The sequence below is a fragment of the Capnocytophaga felis genome (assembly GCF_009684755.1).
Taxonomy (GTDB): domain Bacteria; phylum Bacteroidota; class Bacteroidia; order Flavobacteriales; family Flavobacteriaceae; genus Capnocytophaga; species Capnocytophaga felis.
The window spans coordinates 762,390-787,614 of record NZ_BLBC01000005.1 but is presented as its reverse complement, the minus strand read 5'-3'; the positions used below and the strand labels follow the sequence as shown (position 1 = coordinate 787,614).

General features: G+C 32.6%; 23 protein-coding genes. 14 read left to right on the top strand and 9 right to left on the bottom strand.

Features of this window, described 5'->3' with window-relative positions; all coding sequences use genetic code 11:
• The first annotated feature begins 195 nt into the window (after nt 1-195).
• The 6 genes from GN105_RS04845 to GN105_RS04820 all read left to right on the top strand — a co-directional run bounded on the left by GN105_RS04845 (nt 196) and on the right by GN105_RS04820 (nt 6,417).
• Entirely contained in the window at nt 196-867 is a 672-nt protein-coding gene (locus tag GN105_RS04845; protein ID WP_155284272.1) for an endonuclease NucS domain-containing protein, read from the top strand.
• Nucleotides 868-1,187: 320 nt separating this feature from the next.
• Complete coding sequence (locus GN105_RS04840) at nt 1,188-2,504, top strand: Fic family protein (protein ID WP_155284271.1); 1,317 nt, start codon at nt 1,188-1,190, stop codon at nt 2,502-2,504.
• 74 nt (nt 2,505-2,578) lie between these two features.
• Nucleotides 2,579-3,091: a PH domain-containing protein gene (locus tag GN105_RS04835; protein ID WP_155284270.1), complete on the top strand. Its 513-nt coding sequence runs from the start codon at nt 2,579-2,581 to the stop codon at nt 3,089-3,091.
• A complete protein-coding gene (locus GN105_RS04830) occupies nt 3,072-4,592 on the top strand; it encodes a PH domain-containing protein (RefSeq protein WP_155284269.1) in 1,521 nt (506 codons plus the stop codon). Before GN105_RS04835 ends, GN105_RS04830 begins: the two co-directional genes overlap by 20 nt.
• 439 nt (nt 4,593-5,031) lie before the next feature.
• Nucleotides 5,032-5,556 carry a hypothetical protein gene (locus tag GN105_RS04825; protein WP_155284268.1) on the top strand — a complete coding sequence of 175 codons (525 nt, stop codon included), beginning with the start codon at nt 5,032-5,034 and terminating at the stop codon, nt 5,554-5,556.
• 171 nt (nt 5,557-5,727) lie between these two features.
• Nucleotides 5,728-6,417 (top strand): LysE family translocator, encoded by a 690-nt coding sequence (locus GN105_RS04820; RefSeq protein ID WP_155284267.1) that lies wholly within the window; start codon nt 5,728-5,730, stop codon nt 6,415-6,417.
• A gap of 56 nt (nt 6,418-6,473) precedes the next feature.
• Here the strand turns inward: GN105_RS04820 and GN105_RS04815 are convergent, their stop codons facing one another.
• From GN105_RS04815 to GN105_RS04805, 3 genes are all read right to left on the bottom strand, one after another.
• Entirely contained in the window at nt 6,474-6,980 is a 507-nt protein-coding gene (locus GN105_RS04815; protein WP_155284266.1) for an OmpH/Skp family outer membrane protein, read from the bottom strand.
• Nucleotides 6,981-7,240: 260 nt separating this feature from the next.
• Complete coding sequence (locus tag GN105_RS04810) at nt 7,241-8,077, bottom strand: class I SAM-dependent methyltransferase (RefSeq protein WP_155284265.1); 837 nt, start codon at nt 8,075-8,077, stop codon at nt 7,241-7,243.
• Between the two features lie 395 nt (nt 8,078-8,472).
• On the bottom strand, nt 8,473-8,802 hold the full coding sequence (locus GN105_RS04805) for a hypothetical protein (RefSeq protein WP_155284264.1): 330 nt from the start codon (nt 8,800-8,802) through the stop codon (nt 8,473-8,475).
• A gap of 271 nt (nt 8,803-9,073) precedes the next feature.
• Here GN105_RS04805 and GN105_RS04800 point away from each other — a divergent pair, with 271 nt between their 5' ends.
• Nucleotides 9,074-9,550 carry a mechanosensitive ion channel domain-containing protein gene (locus tag GN105_RS04800; protein ID WP_155284263.1) on the top strand — a complete coding sequence of 159 codons (477 nt, stop codon included), beginning with the start codon at nt 9,074-9,076 and terminating at the stop codon, nt 9,548-9,550.
• 101 nt (nt 9,551-9,651) lie between these two features.
• Here the strand turns inward: GN105_RS04800 and eptA are convergent, their stop codons facing one another.
• Together eptA and GN105_RS04790 are read right to left on the bottom strand one after the other, a co-directional pair.
• Entirely contained in the window at nt 9,652-11,172 is a 1,521-nt protein-coding gene (gene eptA, locus GN105_RS04795; RefSeq protein WP_155284338.1) for a phosphoethanolamine--lipid A transferase EptA, read from the bottom strand.
• On the bottom strand, nt 11,159-11,995 hold the full coding sequence (locus GN105_RS04790; protein WP_155284262.1) for a phosphatase PAP2 family protein: 837 nt from the start codon (nt 11,993-11,995) through the stop codon (nt 11,159-11,161). Before GN105_RS04790 ends, eptA begins: the two co-directional genes overlap by 14 nt.
• Nucleotides 11,996-12,249: 254 nt before the next feature.
• On the opposite strand from GN105_RS04790, the gene GN105_RS04785 reads away from it, so the two are divergent.
• The 7 genes from GN105_RS04785 (at nt 12,250) to GN105_RS04755 (ending at nt 19,288) form a co-directional block, all read left to right on the top strand.
• Entirely contained in the window at nt 12,250-13,434 is a 1,185-nt protein-coding gene (locus tag GN105_RS04785) for an MFS transporter (protein WP_155284261.1), read from the top strand.
• A gap of 333 nt (nt 13,435-13,767) precedes the next feature.
• The gene (locus GN105_RS04780) at nt 13,768-14,895 is read left to right on the top strand and encodes an Mrp/NBP35 family ATP-binding protein (protein ID WP_095897140.1); all 1,128 of its coding nucleotides are present in this window, start codon (nt 13,768-13,770) and stop codon (nt 14,893-14,895) included.
• Between the two features lie 23 nt (nt 14,896-14,918).
• A complete protein-coding gene (locus tag GN105_RS04775) occupies nt 14,919-15,158 on the top strand; it encodes a NifU family protein (protein ID WP_095895945.1) in 240 nt (79 codons plus the stop codon).
• Nucleotides 15,159-15,254: 96 nt separating this feature from the next.
• The gene (locus GN105_RS04770; RefSeq protein ID WP_155284260.1) at nt 15,255-16,130 is read left to right on the top strand and encodes a M23 family metallopeptidase; all 876 of its coding nucleotides are present in this window, start codon (nt 15,255-15,257) and stop codon (nt 16,128-16,130) included.
• A 42-nt stretch (nt 16,131-16,172) separates the two neighbouring features.
• Nucleotides 16,173-17,669, top strand: coding sequence for a GH3 auxin-responsive promoter family protein (locus GN105_RS04765; RefSeq protein WP_155284259.1), 1,497 nt, complete (start codon nt 16,173-16,175; stop codon nt 17,667-17,669).
• Nucleotides 17,670-17,840: 171 nt separating this feature from the next.
• A complete protein-coding gene (locus GN105_RS04760; protein ID WP_155284258.1) occupies nt 17,841-18,575 on the top strand; it encodes a TlpA family protein disulfide reductase in 735 nt (244 codons plus the stop codon).
• A 191-nt stretch (nt 18,576-18,766) separates the two neighbouring features.
• The gene (locus GN105_RS04755) at nt 18,767-19,288 is read left to right on the top strand and encodes a hypothetical protein (RefSeq protein WP_155284257.1); all 522 of its coding nucleotides are present in this window, start codon (nt 18,767-18,769) and stop codon (nt 19,286-19,288) included.
• 82 nt (nt 19,289-19,370) lie between these two features.
• Here GN105_RS04755 and GN105_RS04750 read toward each other — a convergent pair whose 3' ends face one another.
• The 4 genes from GN105_RS04750 to GN105_RS04740 form a co-directional block, all read right to left on the bottom strand.
• On the bottom strand, nt 19,371-23,381 hold the full coding sequence (locus tag GN105_RS04750; RefSeq protein WP_155284256.1) for a glycoside hydrolase family 2 TIM barrel-domain containing protein: 4,011 nt from the start codon (nt 23,379-23,381) through the stop codon (nt 19,371-19,373).
• Between the two features lie 108 nt (nt 23,382-23,489).
• Complete coding sequence (locus GN105_RS12955) at nt 23,490-23,630, bottom strand: energy transducer TonB (RefSeq protein ID WP_262884838.1); 141 nt, start codon at nt 23,628-23,630, stop codon at nt 23,490-23,492.
• 34 nt (nt 23,631-23,664) lie between these two features.
• Nucleotides 23,665-24,621, bottom strand: coding sequence for a M56 family metallopeptidase (locus GN105_RS04745; protein ID WP_227977303.1), 957 nt, complete (start codon nt 24,619-24,621; stop codon nt 23,665-23,667).
• The gene (locus tag GN105_RS04740) at nt 24,621-24,980 is read right to left on the bottom strand and encodes a BlaI/MecI/CopY family transcriptional regulator (protein WP_155284255.1); all 360 of its coding nucleotides are present in this window, start codon (nt 24,978-24,980) and stop codon (nt 24,621-24,623) included. Before GN105_RS04740 ends, GN105_RS04745 begins: the two co-directional genes overlap by 1 nt.
• Nucleotides 24,981-25,225 lie beyond the last annotated feature (245 nt).

Here is a 25,225-nt window from a genome sequence, read left to right as displayed (position 1 = left end):
CGTTTGCTAACGAACCTGTAAGTGAAAAGTCCAAAATTTCAATGTACAACAGGGAGGTTTAAGCATAACGCTCACGTTTTGGCGTGGGCTTTTGCTTTACTTTGTTGTACAGGGCTTGGACTCCCTCACTTACAAGTAAAGACGAAAGTTCACGTTTTTTTTATAAAAAATCATTAATATTTAAATTATTAAAATATGCAATCAACATTTCAAAATTGGCTGGAAATCAAAGAAGGTAAAACAGAAAGAACAGCTTATAGTTACGTTACTTCCATTAACAGAATTAGTAAACATTTTCAAGTAAATGAAAAGAAAAGTATAAATATTTATAAAATAACCTCATTAGAGGTGTTACGACCAATTGCCGAATTATATAATAAAGAAGGCAAATATGCTGATTTTGGAGATTTGAGCAATGGTACGAACAGAGCAGCTATCAATGCTTATTTGAAGTTTGTAGCCAATCCTGAAAATTATGCAGAATTGGTAAAAAAATTTCAAAAAGAAAATAGTTTTGATAGCGAACGAAACTTACAATCAACTCTTATTTATCAGATAGATAGTCTTTTCCCTGAATATACTTTGGAAGGAGAAAAATACCAAATAGAAGGAAAAGAAATAGATGTTTTACTTAAAAAAGGAGATGAATTATTAGTTGTAGAACTTAAAAAAGGGGAAGCCAAATATAATACTTTTGGTCAAGTTTCTATGTATATAGGGCTTTTGAAAGAAAAATTTCCTAATAATATTGTAAAAGGCTGTATTATAGCTAATTCTATTGATAAATCTTTGGAATATGCTTGTAGAAATAATCCTGATGTTTCTCTGAAAACCTATTTATTGAAAATAGAATTAGTTGATTTTTAGGTATTGTTAAATTACTATATTTAATTGATTATTCAGCTTCAAAAATAAAAGTGGTTGTGGCTCTTATAGAAAATATTCGTTATTATAAAGTTATAGAAAAAGAGGTAGAGTAAGTACCTACACAGTGTCCCATTATTCAGATTAATCTGCTTTAATGCTGCACTTTAAAAAAAGATTTTTATAACCTCAGACTTGTTTTACTTGCTCTGAGGTTTTTGTTTTTCAATCAAAATAAATGTCTACCACGATGTAGCAAAATTGCGAGATTTTACGATAATCTCGCAATTTTTATTATTTTTGTGCTTTATTAAAGGCAGATTATGTTAGAGAAAGCACCTTTTTTCGATATAAAGAATACAGATACTGCATCAATTTCTTTAATGGTGGAGGCTGAAAATGAGGGAATTTTGAAAAAAATTCAAGATGATTATCTCTATTGGGATAAAATTAAATACAAAAAGACAAATTTACCAACTGAAAAACTTTGGGGGATAATAAAGAGATACCGTTTCATCAAATCAAAATTTGTAAAATTTGGAAACTATCAATTTTCGTATGTTATTACTGATTACATACAAAAAAATTTGCATTTTTTTGATATGTATTTTGGTGGAATATTGGGTAGTAACATAGGTATAGCCGATACCGATAAAAATAAATTTATTATTTCTTCGCTTATTGAAGAATCCATTTCAAGTAGCCAAATGGAAGGAGCTAATACCACCCGACAAAAAGCAAAAAAAATGATTCAGCAACAGAAAAAACCAAAAAATAAGTCTGAACAAATGATTTTTAATAATTTTTTGGCTATGAAGTATATCGTTGCCAATAAGGAACAAGAAATTTCATTAGAAAATTTTTTATACCTGCATAAGTTGTTAACAAACGATACATTAGATAATGAATTGTATGAAGGAAAATTAAGAGACACGAATGATATTTATGTAGTTAATTATTCCAATTCAGAAGTGGTTCACACACCTCCTTGTTTTACAGAAATTTCTGATTTACTTGATGATTTGTTTACTTTTTTTAATAAAGATGATAAAAATTTCATTCATCCTATTTTGAAGGCTTGTATTTTGCATTTTATGTTAGGGTGGATTCATCCTTTTGTTGATGGAAACGGACGAACGGCAAGAGCTATTTTCTATTGGTATATGCTAAAAAAAGGGTATTGGCTTACAGAATATCTTACCATTTCAAAAGTAATCAAAAATACTAAAAATCAATACGAAAAAGCTTATTTATATACTGAAATAGATGATAATGATTTAAGTTATTTTATAACTTATCACATAAAGGCAATGGAAAAGTCTTTTGAGGAATTGAAGCAATATATTGCTAAAAAACAAAAACAAGTGATGCAATCTGCTCAATTTTTGAAAATAGGCGGTGTTAATGAACGAATGGCAGAAATTTTAAAAATATTTAGTGATGATGCAGATAGAATAATGACTATCAAAGAAGTAGAATCAAGATTTCAGGTTTCTAATTACACAGCCAGAACTGATCTCAAAACCTTATCCGAAATGGGATTTTTAGAAATAATTCACGTTAATAAAAAGAGGCAAAATTTTATAAAATCAGATAATTTTGAGGCTATTTTAAAAAAATTATTAACTAAAAACAAATAATAAAATTGCGAGATTTTACGATAATCTCGCAATTTTTAGTATTTTTGTTTTCATTTTTACCAAGTATTTTATTTATGAACGATTTAGTTACTATCAACCAAATTCCTGATTATGAGCAAATATCATTAACTAATCTACATTCTGACTATAAAAAAATAGCTCAAATGAATGCTCTTATTGCTTTAGGAATTGGATTAGCATTTTTATTGGCAATATTTTTTCTTTTTGATGTGGTAGAAAAATATTATGCTATTATTGCTGTTTTTCTGATTTTTTTATTTTTAATAATTTATATTTTAGTAAGTTACAAGTATAAAAAATATGCTTTTCGTCAGCACGATGCTATTTATAAATCTGGCATTGTTTTTCAAGTAACACACATAATTCCTTATGTTCGTTTACAGCATATTACTATCAAACAGGGTTGGTATGCTAAACGCTTGGGAATAGCTACTTTATGTCTGTATACGGCTTCTTCCAATGGTGATATTTCTATCCCTGGATTGTCTTTACAGGAAGCTGAACGCTGGAAGGGTTTTTTGTTAAATCGTATTGAAACTACTGAAAATGAGTATGATGAATTATGATTTTTCAATTCCGAATAAACTTTCAAAAAGGGCGTTTTGGTTAGTTTTGGCAAAATCTTTTTGGAGTAATTTTAAAATCTTTTGGGGTGCTTTTGCCTTATTTCTTTTCAAAAAAGGAAATAATTCTGATGATAAACTTCAATTTTTCTTAATTTTTTTAGCTATATTTTTAGTAATCAGTATTTTTATCTTCATTTTTCAATATATAAAATACAAATATTTTTCATATCAAATTATTGGAGATGAATTGATTATCCGTGAAGGTTGGTTGAACAAATCAGAAACAGTGGTTAAGTTTGATAAAATTCACGAAGTACATCTAAATCAGAAGTTTATACATAAAATTGTAGGACTTTATAAAGTGGATATAGACACGGCAGGAAGCGATAAAGTGGAAATATCAATTAATGGTATAGATTATCATAAAGCTTTGGTTATCAAGGATATTTTAACAGAAAAGCAAATTTTTTCCGAAGCTGATAAGGTCGCAATTACTGATGAAAATTTGGAAGCAAATGACAATTTTACTTCACTGAAAATAAGTATTTTAACTTTATTTAAAATCGGAGTTACGCAAAATTATTTATACACATTATCGTTAATGTTTGCTTTTTCATATCAAATAATTGACTCTATTACTGATATATTTTACGAAAAACGTTCCGATTTTGTCAATCAAATATCTGAATTTTCAAATACAATTTCAGCCACATTTTTTTGGATTTTTTTCTTGTTTATTTTGATACTTTTTGTTATTGGTTTTAATTTAATACGCACATTATTAACGTATTATAATTACAAAATAGAAATTAAAAACAACCGATTGTTAGCTTCATACGGACTTTTAAACTCACACATTGTAGCAGTTCCGCCGAAAAAAGTACAAATGATTCATTTTCAGCAAAATTATTTTCAGAATTTGATGAATTTGTTTGAAGTACATATTTCACAGATTGATTCTTCCAAAAACAAAGAGAGAAAGAGGCAAGGTTTACTAATTCCTGGCATTAATGCTTTGGAAATGAGAAAATTATTTCGATTTATATACGATAAGGATTTTCAAGAAGTAAAAGAATTTTATCGCCCGAGTTTTCGGAAAGTTATCATTCGGGCAATGTATTTGTTTTTTGTTCTTTTAACAGTTCTTTTAACAATGTATTTTATTGATATATTGCAATTTACGTGGATTCCAATATCTTTATTTTTCCTTATTTTGTTGCTTATTTATATTTCATACAGAAATGAAAAACTTTTCCTGAAAGACGATTTTATTATACTCAAAAGCGGTGTTTGGGATTTGACAACTACCTATTTACGAGTAGATAAAATACAAGAAGTAAAAATAAAACAATCTTATTTTCAAAAACGTAGAGGATTGGCTTCTATCAAGTTATCTACATTTTCCGAAAGTTTACGATTGAGTTTTTACGATGAAAAATTACTTAAAAAGTTGACAAACGAGGTGATTTATAAAATTGAGTTTATAATGAGGAATAAATAAGTAGTAATGTTACAAAAAAATGAATTAAAATGTTTATTATTTAATTTTTAGTATTTTATAATTTTTAATAAGAATATTTAAAAATGGCAATAAGATGTTTCTAAAAAAATGAAGAAATCGTAATTTTTTATGTTTTTTACTTTTGTAAGTAATTGATTTTTAAAGTAAAAACATATTATAATTTTTGTAATTGAAAAAATTTTATTATAGATTTGCAAAGTAGAAAACCCTCAAAAAGGTGTTTTTTGAAATTATTACCACATAACAACAAATTAAAATTATGCTTATGAAACATAACTAACACACTTTATGAGGGTATATTTTTATATAGATTTCTTCAAAAATTGAAAAAAATCCTTTAACTGAGCTACGGGTTACTGTCCTCACTTAAAAAAGCGTGCAAATATAAATAATTTTTTTAATTTAAAAATTTAGTAAGATGAAATTAATATTTAAAAAATTTTTTGCTCTTTCTTTGTTAATGGGATTTGTAGCTTGTTCCAATCAAAATGAAGAATATTTAGAGGATTTGAAAAAAGAAGAGGTTGCTTTGGACGTTTTTTTTGATAAAATAACCAACAGTTATAATAAGTCGGATGCGGAAGCCGTCTTGATTTCTTACGAGTTCAATAGTAAAAATAAGAACGTTAGGCTATTATCAGTTGAAGAGGCAGAACCTACTTGGGGTTTGTCTTTTGAAGTTGCTGAGCGATTGAATGCAAGAAAAGTTATGCGTACATTGGAGGATAAATCTGATTACGAGGTAAGTTGTGATAAAGGTGGAAAAGATGGTAAGGGTTGGACTAAAAAATGTAGTTCAAAAATGTCTTGCGGAGGTCTTGTTTACGATTGCATACACGAAGACGGAGGTTGTGCTACTGTTTGTCAAGCCAATGCAGTATATGTTCCTGAAATCAGAACTTTCTTTTTTACTGATAATATCAATGATTTGATTGAAAAATGATTTTTGAAGATATAATTAACATTTATTAGAATAGGGGAGGAACTACAAAGTTTTTCCCTTATTTTTTTGATTTTTTTTCTTTTTTCTTTATTTTTGTTAGCTGTTTTGTATATTAAAATGTTTTTCCTTGATTTTCAGGAAAATAATCAACAAGAATTTCCAAAAAATAAAATGTTTGCAGATGTATTACTTGCTTTGCCTTTGGGTGTGATATTGGCTTTTACCATTGGTCCTGTTTTCTTCGTTTTATTGGAAACAGCTATAACTAAGGGATTTAGGGCGGCAATAGCTTTTGACGGAGGCGTAGTTTTGGCTGATGTAGTTTTTATTTTGGTGGCTTATTTTACCACCAGCGGTTTGCTTCAAAAGGTAAAAGATGATCCGCTTTTATTTATTATCGGTGGGTTAATTATGATTTCCTACGGATTGATTTCCTTTATAAAACTCAAGAAAGATTTTCATCAAAAAAACAAAATAGAAAGTACGGATAATCATTTGTATATGAAGAAAGTGAATTATATAGCACTTTTTGTGAAAGGTTTTTTGCTGAATTTTATAAACATCGGTGTACTCGGTTTTTGGCTGGGAATCATTATTGTATTTGCTCCTCAATTGGATATGAATACTAACAGAATTGTAGTTTTCTTCTCGTCAATTATACTGATTTATTTTTTGGTTGATATAATAAAAATACTGATTGCTAAGCAATTAAAAAATAAACTAACAGCTTTTCATATTTACAAAGTCAAACGTACGATAAGCATTATTCTTTTGGTTTTTGGTTTGTTTTTGCTGGCACAGGGTATTTTTCCTGAAGGTAAAGAAAAACTCAATGAGATTTTTACAGAAAATCCTGAATAATATAAAAAGAATTAAAAAGTCCGATACGTAAAATGGTATCGGACTTTTTAATTTTGTTATTTTTTATACTTTTCGTTGAGTGATTTAACTACTTCATTAGTAATATCTTTCTTATCATCACCATACAAAACGCTGCCGCCTTCATTGGCTCCTAAGATGAAGGTATAACCTTTTTCTTTTCCGTAATCTTTAATGAATTTTTTAACTTTGTTAAGCAAGGAATCCATCTGAGTTTGACTTTCAATCTGAATTTTTTGTTCTTCTTGTTGCAGATGTTGTTGCAGAATTTGGCTTTTTTGCATCAATTCGTTGTATTTTTTTTGAGCCACGTTCTGAGCCAAATTTTGTGCTTGTACTTCAAAATTTTTTGCCTCTAACTGAAATGCCTGCGAAATGCTGTCGCGTTTTTTTTCATATTTGCTGATTTGTTCTTTCAGTTTGCTTTCAATGTCTTTTTTTTCTTGATATTCATTAAGCAATTTGGTATTATCCACAAATGCGATTTTATCTTGGCACGAAACCAATCCTAAAAGAATACTTCCTCCGATAATAATTTTTTTCATTTTTGTAAATCTGTTAAATTGTTGGGCAAAAGTAAGAAAGTTTTGTTTTAAAATGAAATGTTTTTTCAGCGAGAAAATGAAAACTTAGAATTATAAATTTTTTACATTACTTCCGAAAAAAGAAAGTATCAGAAAAAATTATAGCATTTATATAAAAAATAGAAAATCTCTATAAAAATCGACTTTCAGAAATAGGGTAATTTTTCATTTTTAAAAATTTTCCGTGTGGAATTACATTTTTACTTCTGATGATTGAAATTTTAGCCTTTAAAATCATTTTTTACTTTTTGAAGTACGTAAATGTGCGATGAAAACTCTTTTTTTTGCATTCCGTAGAGGTTGGAACGTATTCCGTTGATGAATCCTTTCAAGAAATTCTTTTTTCCGTTTTTGTATTGCTCGGAAAGCATCGACACGTAGAAGGCGTCGAACAACATAGGTTTTATTGTTAGAAGTTGAAATCCTTTTTGAGTAAAAATTTTCTGGATGCTTGTTTTTGAAAAATGCCACAAATGTCGGGGAACGTCATACGCTGCCCAAAATTGTTTGTAATGTTTTGCGTCCCACGATTTGTAATTTGGTACGGCAACGATTAAAATTCCGTCTTCTTTCAAAAGTGAATGTATTGTATTGATTTCATTTTCCAAGTCGGGAATGTGTTCCAGAACGTGCCAAAGTGTAATTACATCGAAGGCTTTTTTTTCCAACTGTTGGTAATTTTCCAATATTTTGATTCCTTTCTGTTGGGCTAATTTCCGTGCTTTTGGGTTGGGTTCAATGCCTGTGGCGTTCCAGTCGTGCAGTTTTTGACAACTTAAAACAAACTCACCGGTACCGGCACCAACGTCCAATAACTCAATTTTATTTTTTTTATATCGGGAAATGATACGTGTTTTATGTTTTAAGTTGATAGTTTTTACGGCTTGATATAGTTTATCAAAAAGTGTTTTTTTACTATCAGTATGCGAAATGTATTCATCGCTTTCGTAGTATTTTTCCAGACTTTGGGGTAGGGGAGTGGTTTTGTACAAATCAAGTTCAGGCTGATAAATCAGTTCAAATTCTTCTTGTGAAACGTTATAATCTTTTATTTTCATTGTGAATTACGAATAGACTAAGCAAATATACTATTTATTTATAAAAATGTATTCATTTTATATATTTTTCTGTTTTATTAATTGAAAATCAAATTATTAAATATAGAATTTGATTAAAAACAGATGGTTCCACGTGGAACAAGGTAAAATTCTTTATTGGTATAAAAATCTCAATTTTATAAACAGAATAGTAAATGATTTTGCAGTAGCGAATTTTTAGAATTTGTTTTTTTAGGAATTTTTATTTTTGATTTCCGCTTTGTTGTATAGAAATTGTTCCACGTGGAACTTTTAAGTTTGGTTTTATTTATGGAATTATTGTTTCTTTTATGTGTTGTTTTTTAGAATAGTTTTTTATAGTTTTATTTTGATAAATGTTTCACGTGGAACATATGTTATTTCTTTTTCCTGAGAAAATTAAATATTCTTCTTTCTTTTAAATAATTTAAATTTCTTTCATTATTGTATGCTTCTTTCTCGAAAATAATGTTTCGGTATGCAATTTCCCAGTTTTTATGCTTACAGAGTTTTATAATAAAGTCAGTAAAATACCAAACGTAGAAAGGAATAATTAGCAATTCTTTTTGCTGTTGCAGATGGATTCGTTCGTGATTTATAAAATAAGGATTTTTAATGAGTTCTTTGTTAACTACAAAAATAAAGGGAAATAAAGTAATTCCAGAGTAACCTCTGGGAACTAAATAACGATTTGTGATAATTATCATTGCTCAAGTTTTGAGACTACAAATAAAATAAAAACTTTTGATATAGCTTAAAAGGAGTAAGGAAAATTTTAAAAATGAAATAAGATAATATATTATGATAAACATAAATTTATTATTTTTGCAGTTGAATTTTTATTAAAATATTTTCTTGTTATAAAATATTCGGTGAATTGAAGTAATGAGAAATATGAATTTTAACCAGTGAATAAATAATTTTATATATTTAAATTATGATTTTATACACTAATTTTTTACTACTTACGGAAATCAAATTATTGCAACATTAGTTGCTGTCATTGTTTTTACTGGCGTTCGTTTTACTATTGAAACTATTATCAGAAAATTTTCGAAAAAATCTAATCTTTCAGAAGCACGTACAGTACTCGTAAAAAGGTATATTGATTATTTGATTTTTATATTATTTGCTGTGATGCTTATATCTATTTGGGGAATTGAGCGTGAAAAATTACTTTTGTTTATTTCCTCTGTACTTACAGTAATCGGAGTTGCATTTTTTGCACAATGGTCTATTTTGAGTAATATAACTGCAGGGATTATTGTATTTTTTTCGTTTCCGTTTAAAATTGGTGATAGAATAAAATTTGTGGACAAGGAATTTCCTGTTGAAGGAGAAATAATAAGTATCAAATCATTTTATACATTGGTCAGAAATAGTGAAGGTGAAGAGGTTCTGTTGCCTAATAATTTGCTTTTACAGAAAGGAATTATAATACTTAGTAGTAATTAATTTTTCAGGATAGAGTAGGAGATAAGTATATTTTTCCGAAATGATATAAAAAATCCTTTACCAATTAGTAAAGGATTTTTTATTTTTCATATTATAATTGATTATTCAAAAATATTCATTTCTTCATTGTAAATAGGGCTATCTATTCCCAAGAAGTTTAAAACACTATGGAATACGTGATTCTGTGATAAATTCTCGAGTGACTTTAATTGTTTTGAATCTTCAGAAACCCAAACGATAAACGGAATTTCATATTGCTCTTTTGGTGCGAGGCTCATCGGAAGCCCGTGCATATACAGGTTTTTCTCTCCTAAAGATTCACCGTGGTCAGAAATATAAAGCATTGTGCTTTTGTAATCTTTCAACTCTTTTAAATCTTCAATTATTTTGTGTAATATATAGTCCGTGTAAACTATGGTATTATCATAAGCATTTAGGAGTTCTTCCTGAGTGCAGTTGGCAAGTTCTACGCTGTTACATACTGGTTTGAAAACTTCAAATTCTGGCGGATATTTTTTGTTGTATGTAGGTCCGTGGCTGGTGCTGGTATGCAGAATAATTAACACTTTGTTTTTGTTGCTTGATGTGATTTGTTCTTTCAATCCGTTAATGAGAACTTCATCATAATTACAACTTTCTCCTTGACAATTTTCTCTTAGGAAACTTCCTGTTTGATATTTATCAATATGAATTGGTGGTTCTCCAGAATTGGTGGTTCTCCAGACTACTTCAACATTATTTCGATGTAGATAATTAGGGAGAATTTCATATAAATCCCCCGTGTTTTGATGTTCTAAAATACATTTTACTCCGGCTGTGGTGTATGTGGCACACGAAGTAGCTTCAAAGTGAAATACATTTTCAGTTTTTGAAAGTAATGGATTTGTGTTTTTTGAATAACCGTATAAAGAAAAATTCTGACTTCGAGCCGATTCACCAATTACCAAAACCACTACTGATTTTTCATTGTCTTTTATTGTAGCATCAGGCAACAAGATTTCTTTCCGATTTTCTTGATATTTGTGAATATAAAAAAGTGAAGTATTTACCGCATACGACCAAGGCATTGCAAGTCCTCCCAATTGTTTTGAATTTTTGTCAATCCACAGCCAACTGTTTCCGTTTGCAAAAGCCAAAGCAATCATAAATACTAAAGTAAGCGATAAAGTAACAAAAGATTTCTTTACCTTTGGCTTAACTATTTTCGCTTTAATGATGTAAATACTTGGAACAATTCCCAAAAAGATGACGTACAAAACCATTTTAAACGAAAAGAAACTGCTCGATTCTTCATAATTGGTGTTTATTACATTGCCAATCATACTTTCATCAACAATAATGCTGTATGTATTGATAAAGTAAACTGCGATTGCATTGAGGATAAAGAAAATAACCAATAAAAATTTACCTACTTTTCTGGATAAAAACAATATCAAATAGAAAGTAAAAAAGTTTGCAACCAGCATTAAAATTATTAAACTGACGATAGTTACAATCCCGCTGAAACCTTTGTAATCAATATTTTCAAATACAAAATTGAAAAAAGGATAATGAAATAATAAAAAGTTTAGCAAACTCATTAACACTGCGAAACGTGTTAAACTCAAATTATTTTTTAAAATTTTGAACATACGATTTTGTTATTATGAATAAAGAAACGATTAAACTAAATAAGGTTATATAATAGACGAATAAATTTTCATCTATTATTTTTTTGATTACAACTGTGGAACAAGCTAAAAATATCAGAATGAAAATCGGATAGAATTTTTTGTTAGCTATCCAATTCCATATTTTATATTTTTTGTTTATAAGGATTCCCAAAAGCCCTGATGTAAATCCAAGCGTGCTGCCAATGATTACATCAAGCGGATGATGAGCCCCTACGCCTACGCGAGTGAAAGCTATGATTAATCCTAATAAAATTGAAGAAATAAACCATAAATATCTGTAAGTTGATTTTTTAGGAGCGAAAGCAAACATCAATACGGTAATTACGGTGAAAGTGGTTATGGAATGTCCTGAAGGCAAACTTGAATAACCTACTAAAGTTTCTCCGATAATCGTAAAACTTTCATTGTTAAAGATGGTAGCCGGTCGGGGAATGTCAAAAATTTCTTTAAATGTTTTTGAAAAAACAAGAGATATCAACGATGCCGAGAATAATGCTTCCCACATTTTTGGAACGTAAAAAATAAAAACACTCAACAGCGACATAAAAATAAGTGCATCACCAATTTGTGTTAAATTGTTCTGTAAAATAGGAAGTTGAGATAAGTTTGAATTCAGAAAATAAAAAACATTTTTCTGAATATTCACATATCCTGCAACATTTAGTGCATTTTGTAAGTAGAGAAATCCAACAATTGTAATTATTACAAATATGGGCAGAAATAATAAATAGAACGAAACTTTTTTGTAATTATCAGTAACGTAGGTGTTCATTGTGATTGATTTACAGATTTCAAACTGCAAATATACGATTATTGTACAGTTTTGTGTAGAAATGCTGTGAATTGCTTGCTAAGTTTTATTGAAAATCAGATAATTATATTTTTAATATTATGTAAAAAATATTCACAAGTGATTGATTTTTAGTAGAATAATTGCCTTAAATTGATTTTGAATTTCAAAAAAAGTGACTTTTTGTTTTTAGAGTTTTTACATTTACTTTTGCATTTTCATTTTTAAAGAAAACAATGGAACAAACGCAACCCAAAACAACTTATTCCATCCTTTTTGCCATAGCGATAGCACACTTACTCAATGATTTACTTCAGGCAGTAATTACAGCGAGTTATCCGCAGTTGCGGGAAGAGTTCGGGCTTACGATGACACAGGTGGGAATCATCACACTTTGCTATCAGGTTTCGGCTTCCATTTTTCAGCCTTTGGTAGGAAATTTTACTGACAAACGTCCGTTGCCTTATTCGCAGGTTTTCGGGATGTTGTTCACTACTTTAGGAATCGTAATTTTAGCATATTCAACAAGTTATGCTTGGGTGCTGACTGCTGTTTTTCTGGTAGGGACGGGTTCTTCTATTTTTCATCCTGAGTCGTCACGGGTTGCTTTTTTGGCTTCGGGTGGAAAGCGGAGTTTAGCACAATCTATTTTTCAGTTGGGTGGAAATTCAGGAACGGCGATTGCTCCGCTTCTCATTGCTTGGATTGTTATTCCTAACGGAAAAATATATGTACTTTGGTTTGTGATTTTTTCTGTTTTGGCAATTGTAATTCTCTCATATATAGGTAAATGGAGAAGTAATATCTTGAAAATATACAGAAAATCAGTTAAAAAACCAATCGTTATGCCCGATTTAACACCTCGTCAGGTTACAAATTCTGTTTCGATTTTACTGATTTTAATCTTCTCAAAATATTTTTATACTGCCGGAATTACAAATTATTTTCAGTTTTACACGATGCATAAATTTGGTTTGTCCGAGGTTCAGGCACAAGTGTATTTGTTTTATTTTTTGGGTGCCGCTGCATTAGGAACATTACTTGGAGGTGTGTTTGGTGATAAATTTGGTCGGAAATTTGTGATTTGGTTTTCTATTTTGGGAGCTGCTCCGTTTGCGTTGTTACTTCCGTATGTAAATCAGCAGTGGACAGCTGTTTTGATTGTGATTATTGGTTTGGTAATATCATCGGCTTTTCCTGCGATTTTGGTGTATGTGCAAGAACTGCTTCCCAAAAAGATAGGAATGGTTTCCGGGCTTTTTTATGGTTTTGCTTTCGGAATGGGCGGACTTGCTTCGGCTGTTTTAGGAAAAATCATTGATTTAACCGATATTGAGTTTGTTTACAAATTGTGTTCTTTTTTGCCTTTATTAGGACTGATTGCTTACTTTTTGCCCAACTTAAAGAAGAAAGTTAATTAGGTTTTAAAATGCTTCAGCTTGTTAGTTGCTAAGTTGAAATAACGAAAATTTCTCTTATTTTTCTGAAAGATAAAAAATACATTATCAATGCTTTGAAAATACAAAATTACTGTAACTTTTTATATTTTAAAAGAAACTCATCGCATTCACTATGTTGAATTGATTTTTGATGATACGCAAATTACTTCAATTATTCTTTCTAAAAAAAATCCATTATTTTTAGCTTTTCAAAATAAGATTGTATATTTGCGAAATGGATAATTTATCCTCAATTTAGTGTTTAATTTCTTATTTGTGTTGAGGTTTTATCCGTAGTAAATGATTATAAATAATATGCAAAAGATTGAGAAGAAAAGCGTTTTAGAAGCATTACGCAAAATTACAGTTCCGGGCGAAGGAAAAAATATGGCTGATAGCGGAGCTGTACAAAATATTGTTGTTTTTGGTGATGAAGTAGTTGTAGATGTGGTAATTAACAATCCAAGTTTACAAGCCAAAAAACGTACTGAGGTTGAAATTATGAAAGCAATTCACAACGAAGTTCACGAAAAAGCCAAAGTGTTCGTCAATGTAAAAGTGATTGCTCCCGAGCGTCCTGAAATAAAAGGCAAACCCATTCCGGGAATTAAAAATATCGTTGCGGTGGCTTCAGGAAAAGGTGGCGTTGGAAAATCAACCGTTACGGCAAACTTAGCAGTTTCATTGGCAAAAATGGGATTTAGTGTTGGTTTGTTAGACGCTGATATTTATGGTCCTTCAATGCCCATAATGTTCGATGTTGCCGATGAAAAACCAATTTCGGTAAACGTAGATGGAAAATCAAAAATGAAACCGATTGAAAATTACGGCGTAAAAGTACTTTCAATAGGTTTTTTTACAAACCCGAATCAGGCTGTAATTTGGCGAGGACCAATGGCAGCAAAGGCGTTAAACCAAATGATTTTTGATGCCGATTGGGGTGAATTGGACTTTTTATTGTTAGATTTGCCTCCGGGAACGGGTGATATTCACCTGAGTATTATGCAAGCAATGCCTGTTACAGGAGCGGTGGTGGTTAGTACTCCGCAAAAAATAGCTCTTGCCGATGCTCAAAAAGGAGTAGCAATGTTTCAGCAGGAAACCATCAATGTTCCCGTTTTAGGAATTGTAGAAAATATGGCGTATTTCACTCCTGAAGAGTTGCCAAATAATAAATATTACATCTTTGGAAAAGAAGGTGCAAAGCATCTTTCAGAGGATTTGAATGTACCTTTCTTGGGAGAAATTCCGTTGGTGCAAAGTATACGCGAATCGGGTGATGTGGGCAGACCTGCAGCATTGCAGGAAAATACGCCACAAGCCGAAGCCTTTGTACAACTTGCCAGAAATGTAGTACAAAGCGTGGCAGAACGCAATAAAAGTCTGCCACCTTCCGAAGCCATCAAAATTACAACAATGGCAGGGTGCAGTAGCAAAAAGTAATAGTATAAAATAATTTGGAAATGATGACATCAGAGACTGTAAGAGAAAACGTTTTAAAAGCCTTAGATGAAATCCGACCGTTTTTACAAAGCGATGGGGGAGATATTACCTTAGTTGATATTGAGGACGATAAAATTGTAAAAGTGAAATTGGAAGGAAATTGTATCGGTTGTAGTGTAAATCAACTTACCTTAAAAAGTGGCGTTGAGATGACTATAAAAAAATACGTTCCACAAATTGAACAAGTTATAAACATTGCGTAGTTTTTATTATTCAAAAGTTAGTATTCTGAAAGTTTATTTTTCAGTTTTCTAACTTTTGATTTTTGATATGTAAACACATCTAAAAAATCCTTGGAAATGAGTTCAGCGAAGGAAACCAAAAAACAGTACATCAAGCGTAAATTACTGAGCAAATATCGTTTAGTGTTTATGGATGAAGAAACCTTTGAGGAAAAGGCTTCTATGCGTTTGAGTCGGCTTAATATCTTCGTGGTAGGCTCACTTTTTTCATTGCTGGTAATTATTCTCACTACGTTACTGATTATTTATACTCCTCTGAAACAGTACATTTTAGGATTTTCAGAAGTGAAAAACAAGCAAGAAACCATTAATTTGGTATTTAAGCTGGATTCGCTTGAAAATGAAATGAAGAAAAACGAAATGTATTTAACTTCAATCAAAAAAGTACTTACGGGCGATATTCATCACGAACAAATCAAAAAAGATTCTCTTTATGAGGCTTATAAATTTGACCCGAAATCCATTGATTTAAGCCCGAATAAGCAAGATTCTTTATTACGTCAGGAAGTTGCTGAGGAAGACCGTTATAATGTTTTTGAGAAAGCACTTTATCAGAATAAAGAAATTTTGTTGTTTCCGCCCGTTTCAGGAGTGATTTCTAATGAGTATCGTCCGCAAACGCGTCATTATGGTATTGATATTGTGGCTCCTGAAGGAACAGCCGTGAAATCGGTTGCTGACGGAACGGTTATTTTCGCCGAATGGACAATAGCCACAGGTAACGTTATCATCATTGAACATAAGGAGAATTTGGTATCCGTTTACAAACATAATGCTTCAATGGTGAAGCAACAAGGCGACCAAGTGCGAGCAGGTGAGGTTATCGCAACAGTTGGTAACACGGGAGAGCTTTCCACTGGGGCACATCTTCATTTTGAACTTTGGAGCAACGGCTACCCGATGAACCCAAAAAGTTATATTGAGTTTAAATAATTTGCTGAAAATTAGGAATCAAGTTCTTCCAACTTTAAAATTATGTCACTAAAATCGTTTTTAGCCAAAATATTCGCTGCTTCGGTAAGGAAAAAAATCGACCGATGGGCAAATCATCCCATCGAAACACAAGAAAAAGTATTTCAAGAACTTATCAAAAAAGCCCAAAACACCCAATTCGGGAAAGACCATCATTTTCAGCATATTACCTCACATTCCGATTTTGTTAAAAACGTTCCCGTTCGTGATTATGAAGCATTAAAGCCTTATATTGAGCGAGTTGTAGCGGGAGAAGAGAACATACTTTGGCAAGCTAAACCGATTTATTTTGCCAAAACTTCAGGGACTACCAGCGGAGCAAAATATATCCCAATCACCAAAGAATCAATGCCTTATCATATTGAAGCTGCCCGTGATTCGATTTTATGCTACATTCACGAAACGCAAAAAGCCGATTTTGTTAACGGAAAAATGATTTTCTTGCAAGGAAGCCCCATTTTAGAAGAAAAAAACGGCATCAAAATTGGTCGGTTATCCGGAATTTCAGCACATTACGTACCCAAATATCTGCAAAAAAACCGAATGCCGTCGTGGCAAACCAATTGCATCGATGATTGGGAAACCAAAGTCGATGCCATCGTTGAAGAAACCCTAAAGGAAGATATGACGGTTATCAGCGGCATTCCGTCGTGGGTGCAGATGTATTTCGAGAAACTTCGAGAGAAATCGGGCAAGAGTGTGGGCGATTTGTTTAAAAACTTCCATTTGTTCATCTACGGAGGTGTAAACTATGAGCCTTACCGACAAAAATTTGAGCATCTTATTGGTAGAAAGGTAGATAGTATTGAACTTTTTCCGGCTTCGGAAGGATTTTTCGCTTATCAAGATAGTCAAACCGAAAAAGGAATGCTTTTACTGCTCAATTCGGGCATTTTTTATGAATTTATCAAAGCAGATGATTTCTTTTCAGAAAATCCGAAAAGGCTTACTATCAAAGATGTAGAAATCGGGGTAAATTACGCGATGATTATTTCCACCAATGCAGGTTTGTGGGCGTACAATATTGGCGATACGGTGCAATTTACTTCGACCAAGCCGTATCGTGTAGTGGTTTCGGGGCGTATAAAACATTTTATTTCGGCTTTTGGCGAACACGTCATTGCCAAGGAAGTAGAAGAAGCCCTACGGCAAGCCATTGAGGGAACGGACGCTCGTATTACCGAGTTTACCGTTGCTCCGCAGGTGAATCCCGCTCAAAATGAATTGCCTTACCACGAGTGGTTTATCGAATTTGAAAACGAACCTACTGATTTAAAAGCTTTTGCTTTAAAAATTGATACACTGATGCAAGAGCAAAATTCATATTATTATGATTTGATTCAGGGAAAAGTATTGCAACCGCTAAAAATCACTAAAGTTGCTAAAGGTGGGTTTTCTGACTATATGAAATCGTTAGGAAAACTCGGCGGACAAAACAAAGTACAACGCCTTGCCAACGACCGCAAAATCGTGGAAAAATTGAAATTAGAGCAGCAATGAAGAGTGATGTTGTAATTTCAAAAAATAGCTTATAGTTTGTTTCTTAAAAAAAATATCTTTATCTTCGCTCTGTAAATATCTATTATTCTGATTTTGAATTTAATAAATTCTTAAATAGTAATTAGTAATAATGATAAAGTATGAAGACCAATCATAAAATATTCAGGAGTAATGAAAAAATTAACATCATTATTAATTCTTCTTTTTGTTTCAGTAGTTTCCTATTCTCAAACTAAATACTATAGTACGGACGGAAAAAATAGGCTGACCGAAACCGAGTTAAAAGAAGTTATTTCCATTTTGGAAGATAAGATGACAAAAGCATTTAGCAGAAAAATGAACGCTAGCTTAGTAGTAAAGGAAACACTGATAAAAGAAGATTCAACCATCGTCATGGTCTCATTTGATATGTGTGGTAAAGAACAGAACGAACTTTTTAAATCAGAACCTCTTTCCGAACATAAAAATAAAGAACTTCCTAAATTCAGTTTGAACACCTTGAATGGCGTAAAATTCAATTCGGAGCAACTAAAAGGAAAACCTACAATGATAAATTTTTGGTTTACCAAATGTACTCCTTGTATCGACGAAATGCCTGTTTTAAACAAAATCAAGGAGAAATACAAAAATGATTTTAACTTTATAGCAGTTACCTATGAGAAGAAAGAAACCGTCGAAAATTTCCTAAAATCACACTCTTTTGATTTTGAACATTTAATTGATGCTAAAGATTTAATAAACCAATTAGGAATAAAGTCGTTTCCTCTAAATTTATTTTTGGACAAAAATGGTGTTTTACAATATGTAGAAGGAGGAATTCCATATAATTTTATTGACGAAAAAGAAAAGAAAATTGGAGAAGGAGATGAATTTATAAAAATTATCGAAAAACTAAAATCACTTTGATTAACAAAGTTTTACTTAATAAGTTAATTTATATCAATATGTTAGAGTAATTTTAGTATTCCCGATAACTTTTGAGCAAGTAAAATATGAAAACACCTCTATCCCTTTCCTTATAGTTGTTTTTGCTCCTCTTCAAATAAAAAATGATATAAGCCATTAAATAACAAATACTTAAAAAAGTATCATTAAAAATGAATTTTATATATCCTATTCTTTTTATTCTGTTATTTATAGCTGTGTATTGGATTCAAAATGCTATATATGACAGAACGGCAAGAAAAAAACTAAACAAAATAAAAGACTTGGGCTTAAAACTAAATTATACTCTTTATTCGGTAAAATGCGAAACATTCATAAGTAGTAGAGGGGCAGGAAGAGGTCAGCATAAATATCGTTTCAGACTTGCTGATTTGTATTTTTACGAAAATGCTTTGGTTATAGCTGGATATTTTAAAATCGGAAAATATAAATCTTATAAAACCGTCCTATTTCTATCTAACGACAACAAACTGATACTTAATCGTCATAACATTGAAGTAAAAACACCTAAAAAAGTGAATTTAAATTCCTTTAACAATGATGTCTATATTGAATTTATCATTTCAAATTTCATAGAAACAAGTGTAGAAATTCGTTTAAAACATTTAAGCGAAGAAGAAAAAAAGCAAATCAGGATTACTACTACTAACACACCTCCTTTTTCTTTTTCTTGACGATAGAGTTCTTTATTTCACTAAATAAGACAAAAAAACCTCAGAAATTTTCTGAGGTTTTTTAGTTTAATTCTTAATAACTTTATTCTTCTAAGACTGAAAATTCTGCTCCGGAAGCAAAATCCTGATTGTAATGCTGGCTAAGTGCCGTAAACCGTACATAACGAGTTTTTACAGTTTTGTCAAAAAGTACGCGTTTTAGCTCTGCACTGGTGTCAAATGTGCCTTTTTGGATTTCTGTCCAATTTTTCCCATCGGAACTTATTGAAAAACTGTATTCTTTTATTTTACTGCTCCAACTATCATAAGGCAAATACGTGAATCCTTTGATATTACGCACTTCATTCATATCAAAATCTATCCAATGCGGATATTTCGCTACCGTAACCGAATACATCGTATGCCAAATGGTGCTGGGGTTACCGTCAATCAGATTTTGAGCATCGCCACTGCCTGATTCTTCGCTACTTGCCGAAATCACTCGTATCGGAACATTTTCCAAACGATCAAAAGTCATCGTTACTTGGGAGTCGGGTTTTCCTTCAAACCAAGCTGTTATTTTTCCGCCTTTTCTAAACGGAATAGCTACATTATATTTTGATGATTTCTTCTGATTATCAATTTTGTATAAGATTTTAGCAAATCTGTCTGCCGATGAAATGCTTATATTTCCGAAGTAATCGCGTGAGATGGAAATCGGAATTTCGCCTGCAGGGCTCACCGCTGTCTCTGCCTCGATGTTTCCACCACGAATGGGACGAATCATAAAGCCCATAACGTGTGAACCACCAGCAAAAATACGGTCTTTTGGCAGCGGAGCTCCTTGTCCGCAACTGTTTCCGCCTAAGCCTGTTACACCTAAATCCAAATGCAAATATGTATCCTTTGCCTCAGGTAACTCGTGCGGATGTCCGGCTAAAATCATATCCTTCGCCGTGTATTGCAATGCTGAAGCTGCCATCGGTTCATTAGGAATGAAAACCGCTCCATTTCCTTGATTGTCAGTAAGTGAAATCCAACGTACTTCTTCGTGATTGCCCATATCTTGCGGTTTTGGGAAATGGACAAATTCATCTTTTACTTTTCCCGAAAATTTTTCAATAAAAGCTCCCGTTTTGCGGTCGTTGTAATTGTCGTGTTTTCCGCGTCCGTAATAGGTTAGATTTTCGTACTTCTGCGGAATAGTCATCACGTATCCTAAGCGTGGCAAAGTCAGCCACAAATCGTTGGAAGTAATAGCGGATTGCAATTCCACGCTTCCGTCGGGATAAACGGTATATATCTGATTGGTAATGAATTTAAAATCTTTATCTCCAAATTTTTGGTCGGTCAGCTCCTCGATTTTGTTTTTACCTGAACTGGTTCCGCCGTGAATTTTCGCCGCATTCGGAGCTTGTGAAACTACCGTAAAATACACTGAAACCGAACCGTTTTTGTTTTCAATGACTTTGTTGGAGATGGCATTGTGTTTCAAATTATGTAACCCTTTCTCAAACCATTTTTGATAAAACCAATTATCATTGTTTACAAAAGCCCGTAATGCATTGATTGTAGGTCCGTTTCCGTTTTCAATGATGGTTTCGTTTCCGTATTGCAGACTGAAAATAGTTCCTGTTTTCGTGTCGAATTTTGCAGTGAAATTATTGTTTTTCAACACTTTTAGATTTGCTTCATCAGAAAGTTGAATTTTATTTCCTTGGGAAACTTCCAAAATAGGAGTTTTTTGCGTACGCGATTTCAATAAAAATTGTTCTTCTGCTTGAACGTACCCTTTTTCTGCCCAAGGTTTATTTTCTTTCAATTTGAATTGAATTTTTAAGAAATATTCCGAAGTAGGTTTTAAAATCGATTGATTATAAGGTACTTTCACTGTTTTTTTGCTTCGTGCCGGAATGTTGCCAATAACTAAATTTCCTTTTTCAATTGATTTTCCGTCTTCAAACAAAAACCATTCTGCATCATAATCCGATAAATCTTTGAAATAGTTTTTGTTAAAGATTTCAATATCGTTGCCTGTGTTTTTCAATCCAACGTATTGATATACTTTTTTCACTTCGTAATATTGCGGTTTCGGAGCCATATCAGCGAAAATAATTCCGTTCATAACAAACTGACCGTCATTTGGATAGTCGCCAAAATTACCTCCGTAAGCAAAGTAGCGTTTGCCGTCTTTGGTGTAGCTGTACATTGCTTGGTCAATCCAATCCCAAATCGCACCGCCACAAATAAAGTTACTCGATTCGATGGCTTCCCAATAATCTATCAAATTCCCCACGGCATTTCCCATTGAGTGAGCGTATTCCGAAATGTGGAACGGATATTTAATGTTGTGTGTTCCTGCCGCAGCTCCTTTCATCCAAGCGATGGACGGATATTGGTTTGAACCTATGTCTACAATATCGTTATTTCGCTCATACTGAACAGGTCGCGAAGCATCGAATTTTTTAAGAGCGTTATAGGCCGTTACGAAGTTTTCACCCGGACCGGCTTCATTTCCGAGCGACCAAATAACAATCGAAGGGCTGTTTACCGTAGCGTGAGCCATTTCCAACACGCGGGCAACGTGGGCTTTTTCCCATTCTTTCGGGTGCGAAAGCGATTCTTTTCCGTAGTAATATTGATGTGATTCGATATTGGCTTCGTCCTCCAAGTAAATGCCGTATTTGTCGCACAGATAATACCAATACGGAGCATCAGGATAATGCGAATTTCGCACGTGATTGATGTTGGCACGTTGCATCAATTTCACTTCCTCTTCCATTTGCTGGCGGGTGATGGCGTGCCCTCGTTCGGGATTGGTTTCGTGACGATTTACTCCTTTGAATTTCACCGTTTTCCCGTTTACGTAGAAATATCGTCCTGCTTTGCCAAATTCGTCATCTTCGGCTTTGGTGTCTTTAATTTCTACCTTGCGGAAGCCCGTATAGGTTGAAACGGTTTCTATCACATTGTTTTTCTTGTCTTTAAGTTGAGCTACTAATACGTAGCGATACGGAAATTCGCTCGACCATTTTTTCGGATTTTCTAACGGAAATTTTGTTTTAACGACCGATGATTTTTGAGAAGAAACATCGAACGAAGCCGAAAAAATCGGTTTGCTAACTTCTGTATTTTCATCGGAATAGAGTTTGTTTTCGTATAACGAATATTCAATTTTGTAGCCTTTAGCTTGCTTTTTGTCCAAATTGCGAATTTCTGCCGAAATGTTCAATTCTCCGTTTTGGTAATTTTCGTCCAAATCAGGAATTACTTGCAAATCACGGATTTGTACTTTCGGGACAGAAGTTAAAGCCACCGTACGGAAAATCCCCGCCAATCGGAACATATCCTGAGCTTCAAGGAACGAACCGTCGGAATTTCGGTACACTTCCACAGCAACCGTGTTTTTGCCTTTTTGCAGATATTTGGTGATGTTGAAGGCAGCCAAATTGCGTGAATTTTTTGAAAATCCAACATATTTACCGTTTATCCACAGATAGAAAAACGAATCTACACCATCAAAATTGATGAAAACTTCTCGGTTTTTCCAATCTTGCGGAATGGTAAATTCGCGTCGGTATGAGCCTACTTCGTTTCTGTAAATATAAGTTGTCCAAGAAGTTGGCGGTGTACGCATTACGCCTTTTCGCCAATCGTCCACTTTGCGTTCGTGATAAAAAATTACGGGTTGGTTTACGTAAATCGGTACGCCGTATTTAAGCGTTCCGTCTTTCTGTACACCGTGAATGTTCCAATTGGATGGCACAGGAATTTCGTCCCACGCAGCCACGTCATAACTGGGTTTAAAAAAATCTTTCGGACGCTCATCGGGTGTTTTTACCCAATGAAATTTCCAATTTCCGTCAAGCGATTTCCAATATTTGGAATTTTCAGGCAAAACTTTCCGTGCGGACTGCTTATCAGCAAACGAGAAGAAATACGCTTTGGGTTGCTCTTTGTTCAGTGCCAATTCCTCCACCGATTCCCATTCCTTGCCTGTGGGAGCTTGCACATCGCCATAAGTGTAGCCGGGGAGTGGTTGTTGCTGAGCGAAAATAAAATTGGAAACCGCCAATCCTATAATCAAACTTCCTTTGTTAATGTGTTGTATCATACTTTAGTCGATTAATAATAACAATTCGGACAAAGGTAATGAAAAAAATGACGGTTTCCAATGAAAAAACACAGCTTGAAATCATTATTTTCGAGCTGTGTTAGAATTTTACCGTGTTAATTTAAAATTTATCGGGTAAATGAATGTTACTGCAACATTCTTACCTTTTTGTTTCCCGGGGATGAGCTGAGGTAATGTTTCTATGAGGCGTTTTGCTTCTTCTTGAAGCACTTTTTCACCACCCTTCATTGATTTTATAGAAACTTTTCCGTCTGTTCTAATACTAAACGGAAGTTTTTGAAAGTACCTCAGGTAAAGCATTTTGTGAGGTATTATTAGTTTTTGATACAGAAATTTTTGGAAACGTTTCCGATAAAGTGTTTTGCGGGGCATTGCCTGCCGAAAGCATCAGCACTGAAACTGCCAATGCAGGGATTGCCAATAAGTATTTTGACATTCCTTTTGTTGATTTTTCTTTTTGTTGTAACATACTCAGTCTTCGTTTGATAAGTTTGGGAGCAAACCAATAGTTGGCAGGTAAATCAGCCTTTGTTCCCAAAGCTTGGTTAATAAGTGTTTGATAATAATAGTTTTGAAACTTGGGGAAGGTTTGCCTGTCAGCTTCAAATTCGTGTGCTTCTACCAATCGTTTCTGATAGAAATACAACAACGGATTAAACCAAAAGACAATCTTCATCAGTTCCAAAAACAACAAATCAAGCGAGTGCCATTGTTTTTGATGCACTTTTTCGTGTTCAATAACGCAAGATTCTTCCGCTTGTTCTTTGCTCACATAAATGTTATTCATAAATGTGAAGGCTTGGGTCAAATCCTCTAAAAGGAAAATACGAGTTCCGTTCAGAACCACCTGTTGTGAACGGTTCAATAGGCGGTTCAACCGTATTATTTTTATGATAAAAAGCAATCCGAAGCATAACGCTCCGATGCCGTAAACCAATTCATACCAATTGATAACGTTTGTTTTGGAAGTTTTTGTTATATTTCCTGATGAAGCATCGGCATAAGCGATAAATTCTTCCAAACGGATAACTGCCGTAAAATTATCGGTTGCCAAAGCAATAGGGAAAAAAGGCAATACTAATGAAAACACAATTCCTGATAACAAAAAAAGCCGATTTGTCCTAAAATAAGGTTCGTTCTTGAAAAATACTTCGTAAAGCAACAGAAATAAAAGCTGTACGAACATCGTTTTAACCGAATAAATCAAAAAGGTTTCCATCACTTTTCGTTTTTAAGTTTTTGTAACAGGTCTTCCACATCTTTCAGGTCGATATCTTTTTTCTCCACGAAAAAGGAAAGCATTGATTTGAACGAGCCCTGAAAATAGCCTTCTGCCAAAGCTTTGAGCGATTTGTGGCTGTAAGTTTCTTTGGCGATTATCGGGAAATAGCTGAATCCTCTGCCGTGAGGTTCGTGGTCAACAAATCCTTTATTTTCCAATATCCGAACCACTGTCGATACGGTATTATATGCAGGTTTGGGGTCGTTCAATTGTGCAATGATTTCATTTACAGTGCCTTTTCCCAATTGCCACAGTACTTGCATAATCTCTTCTTCGGCTTTGGTAAGTGTCTTCATAAGTTATATAATATGATGTTTGTATTTTATGATGCAAATATAGAACTAAAAATTTAGTTTTCAACTATTTTTTTAGTTTTATTTTGTAAAAAAATTTGATTCTGTAAAAATATGAATCAAATTTTTAATTAAGTATTTAAATAACAGTATTTTAAATATTTTTTGATAGAAGAGGATTTCTGATTTATTTTTATGAAATTTCTGTTTTTAATTTTAATTTAGAAGTTTTGAAAAGTGGAAAAAGA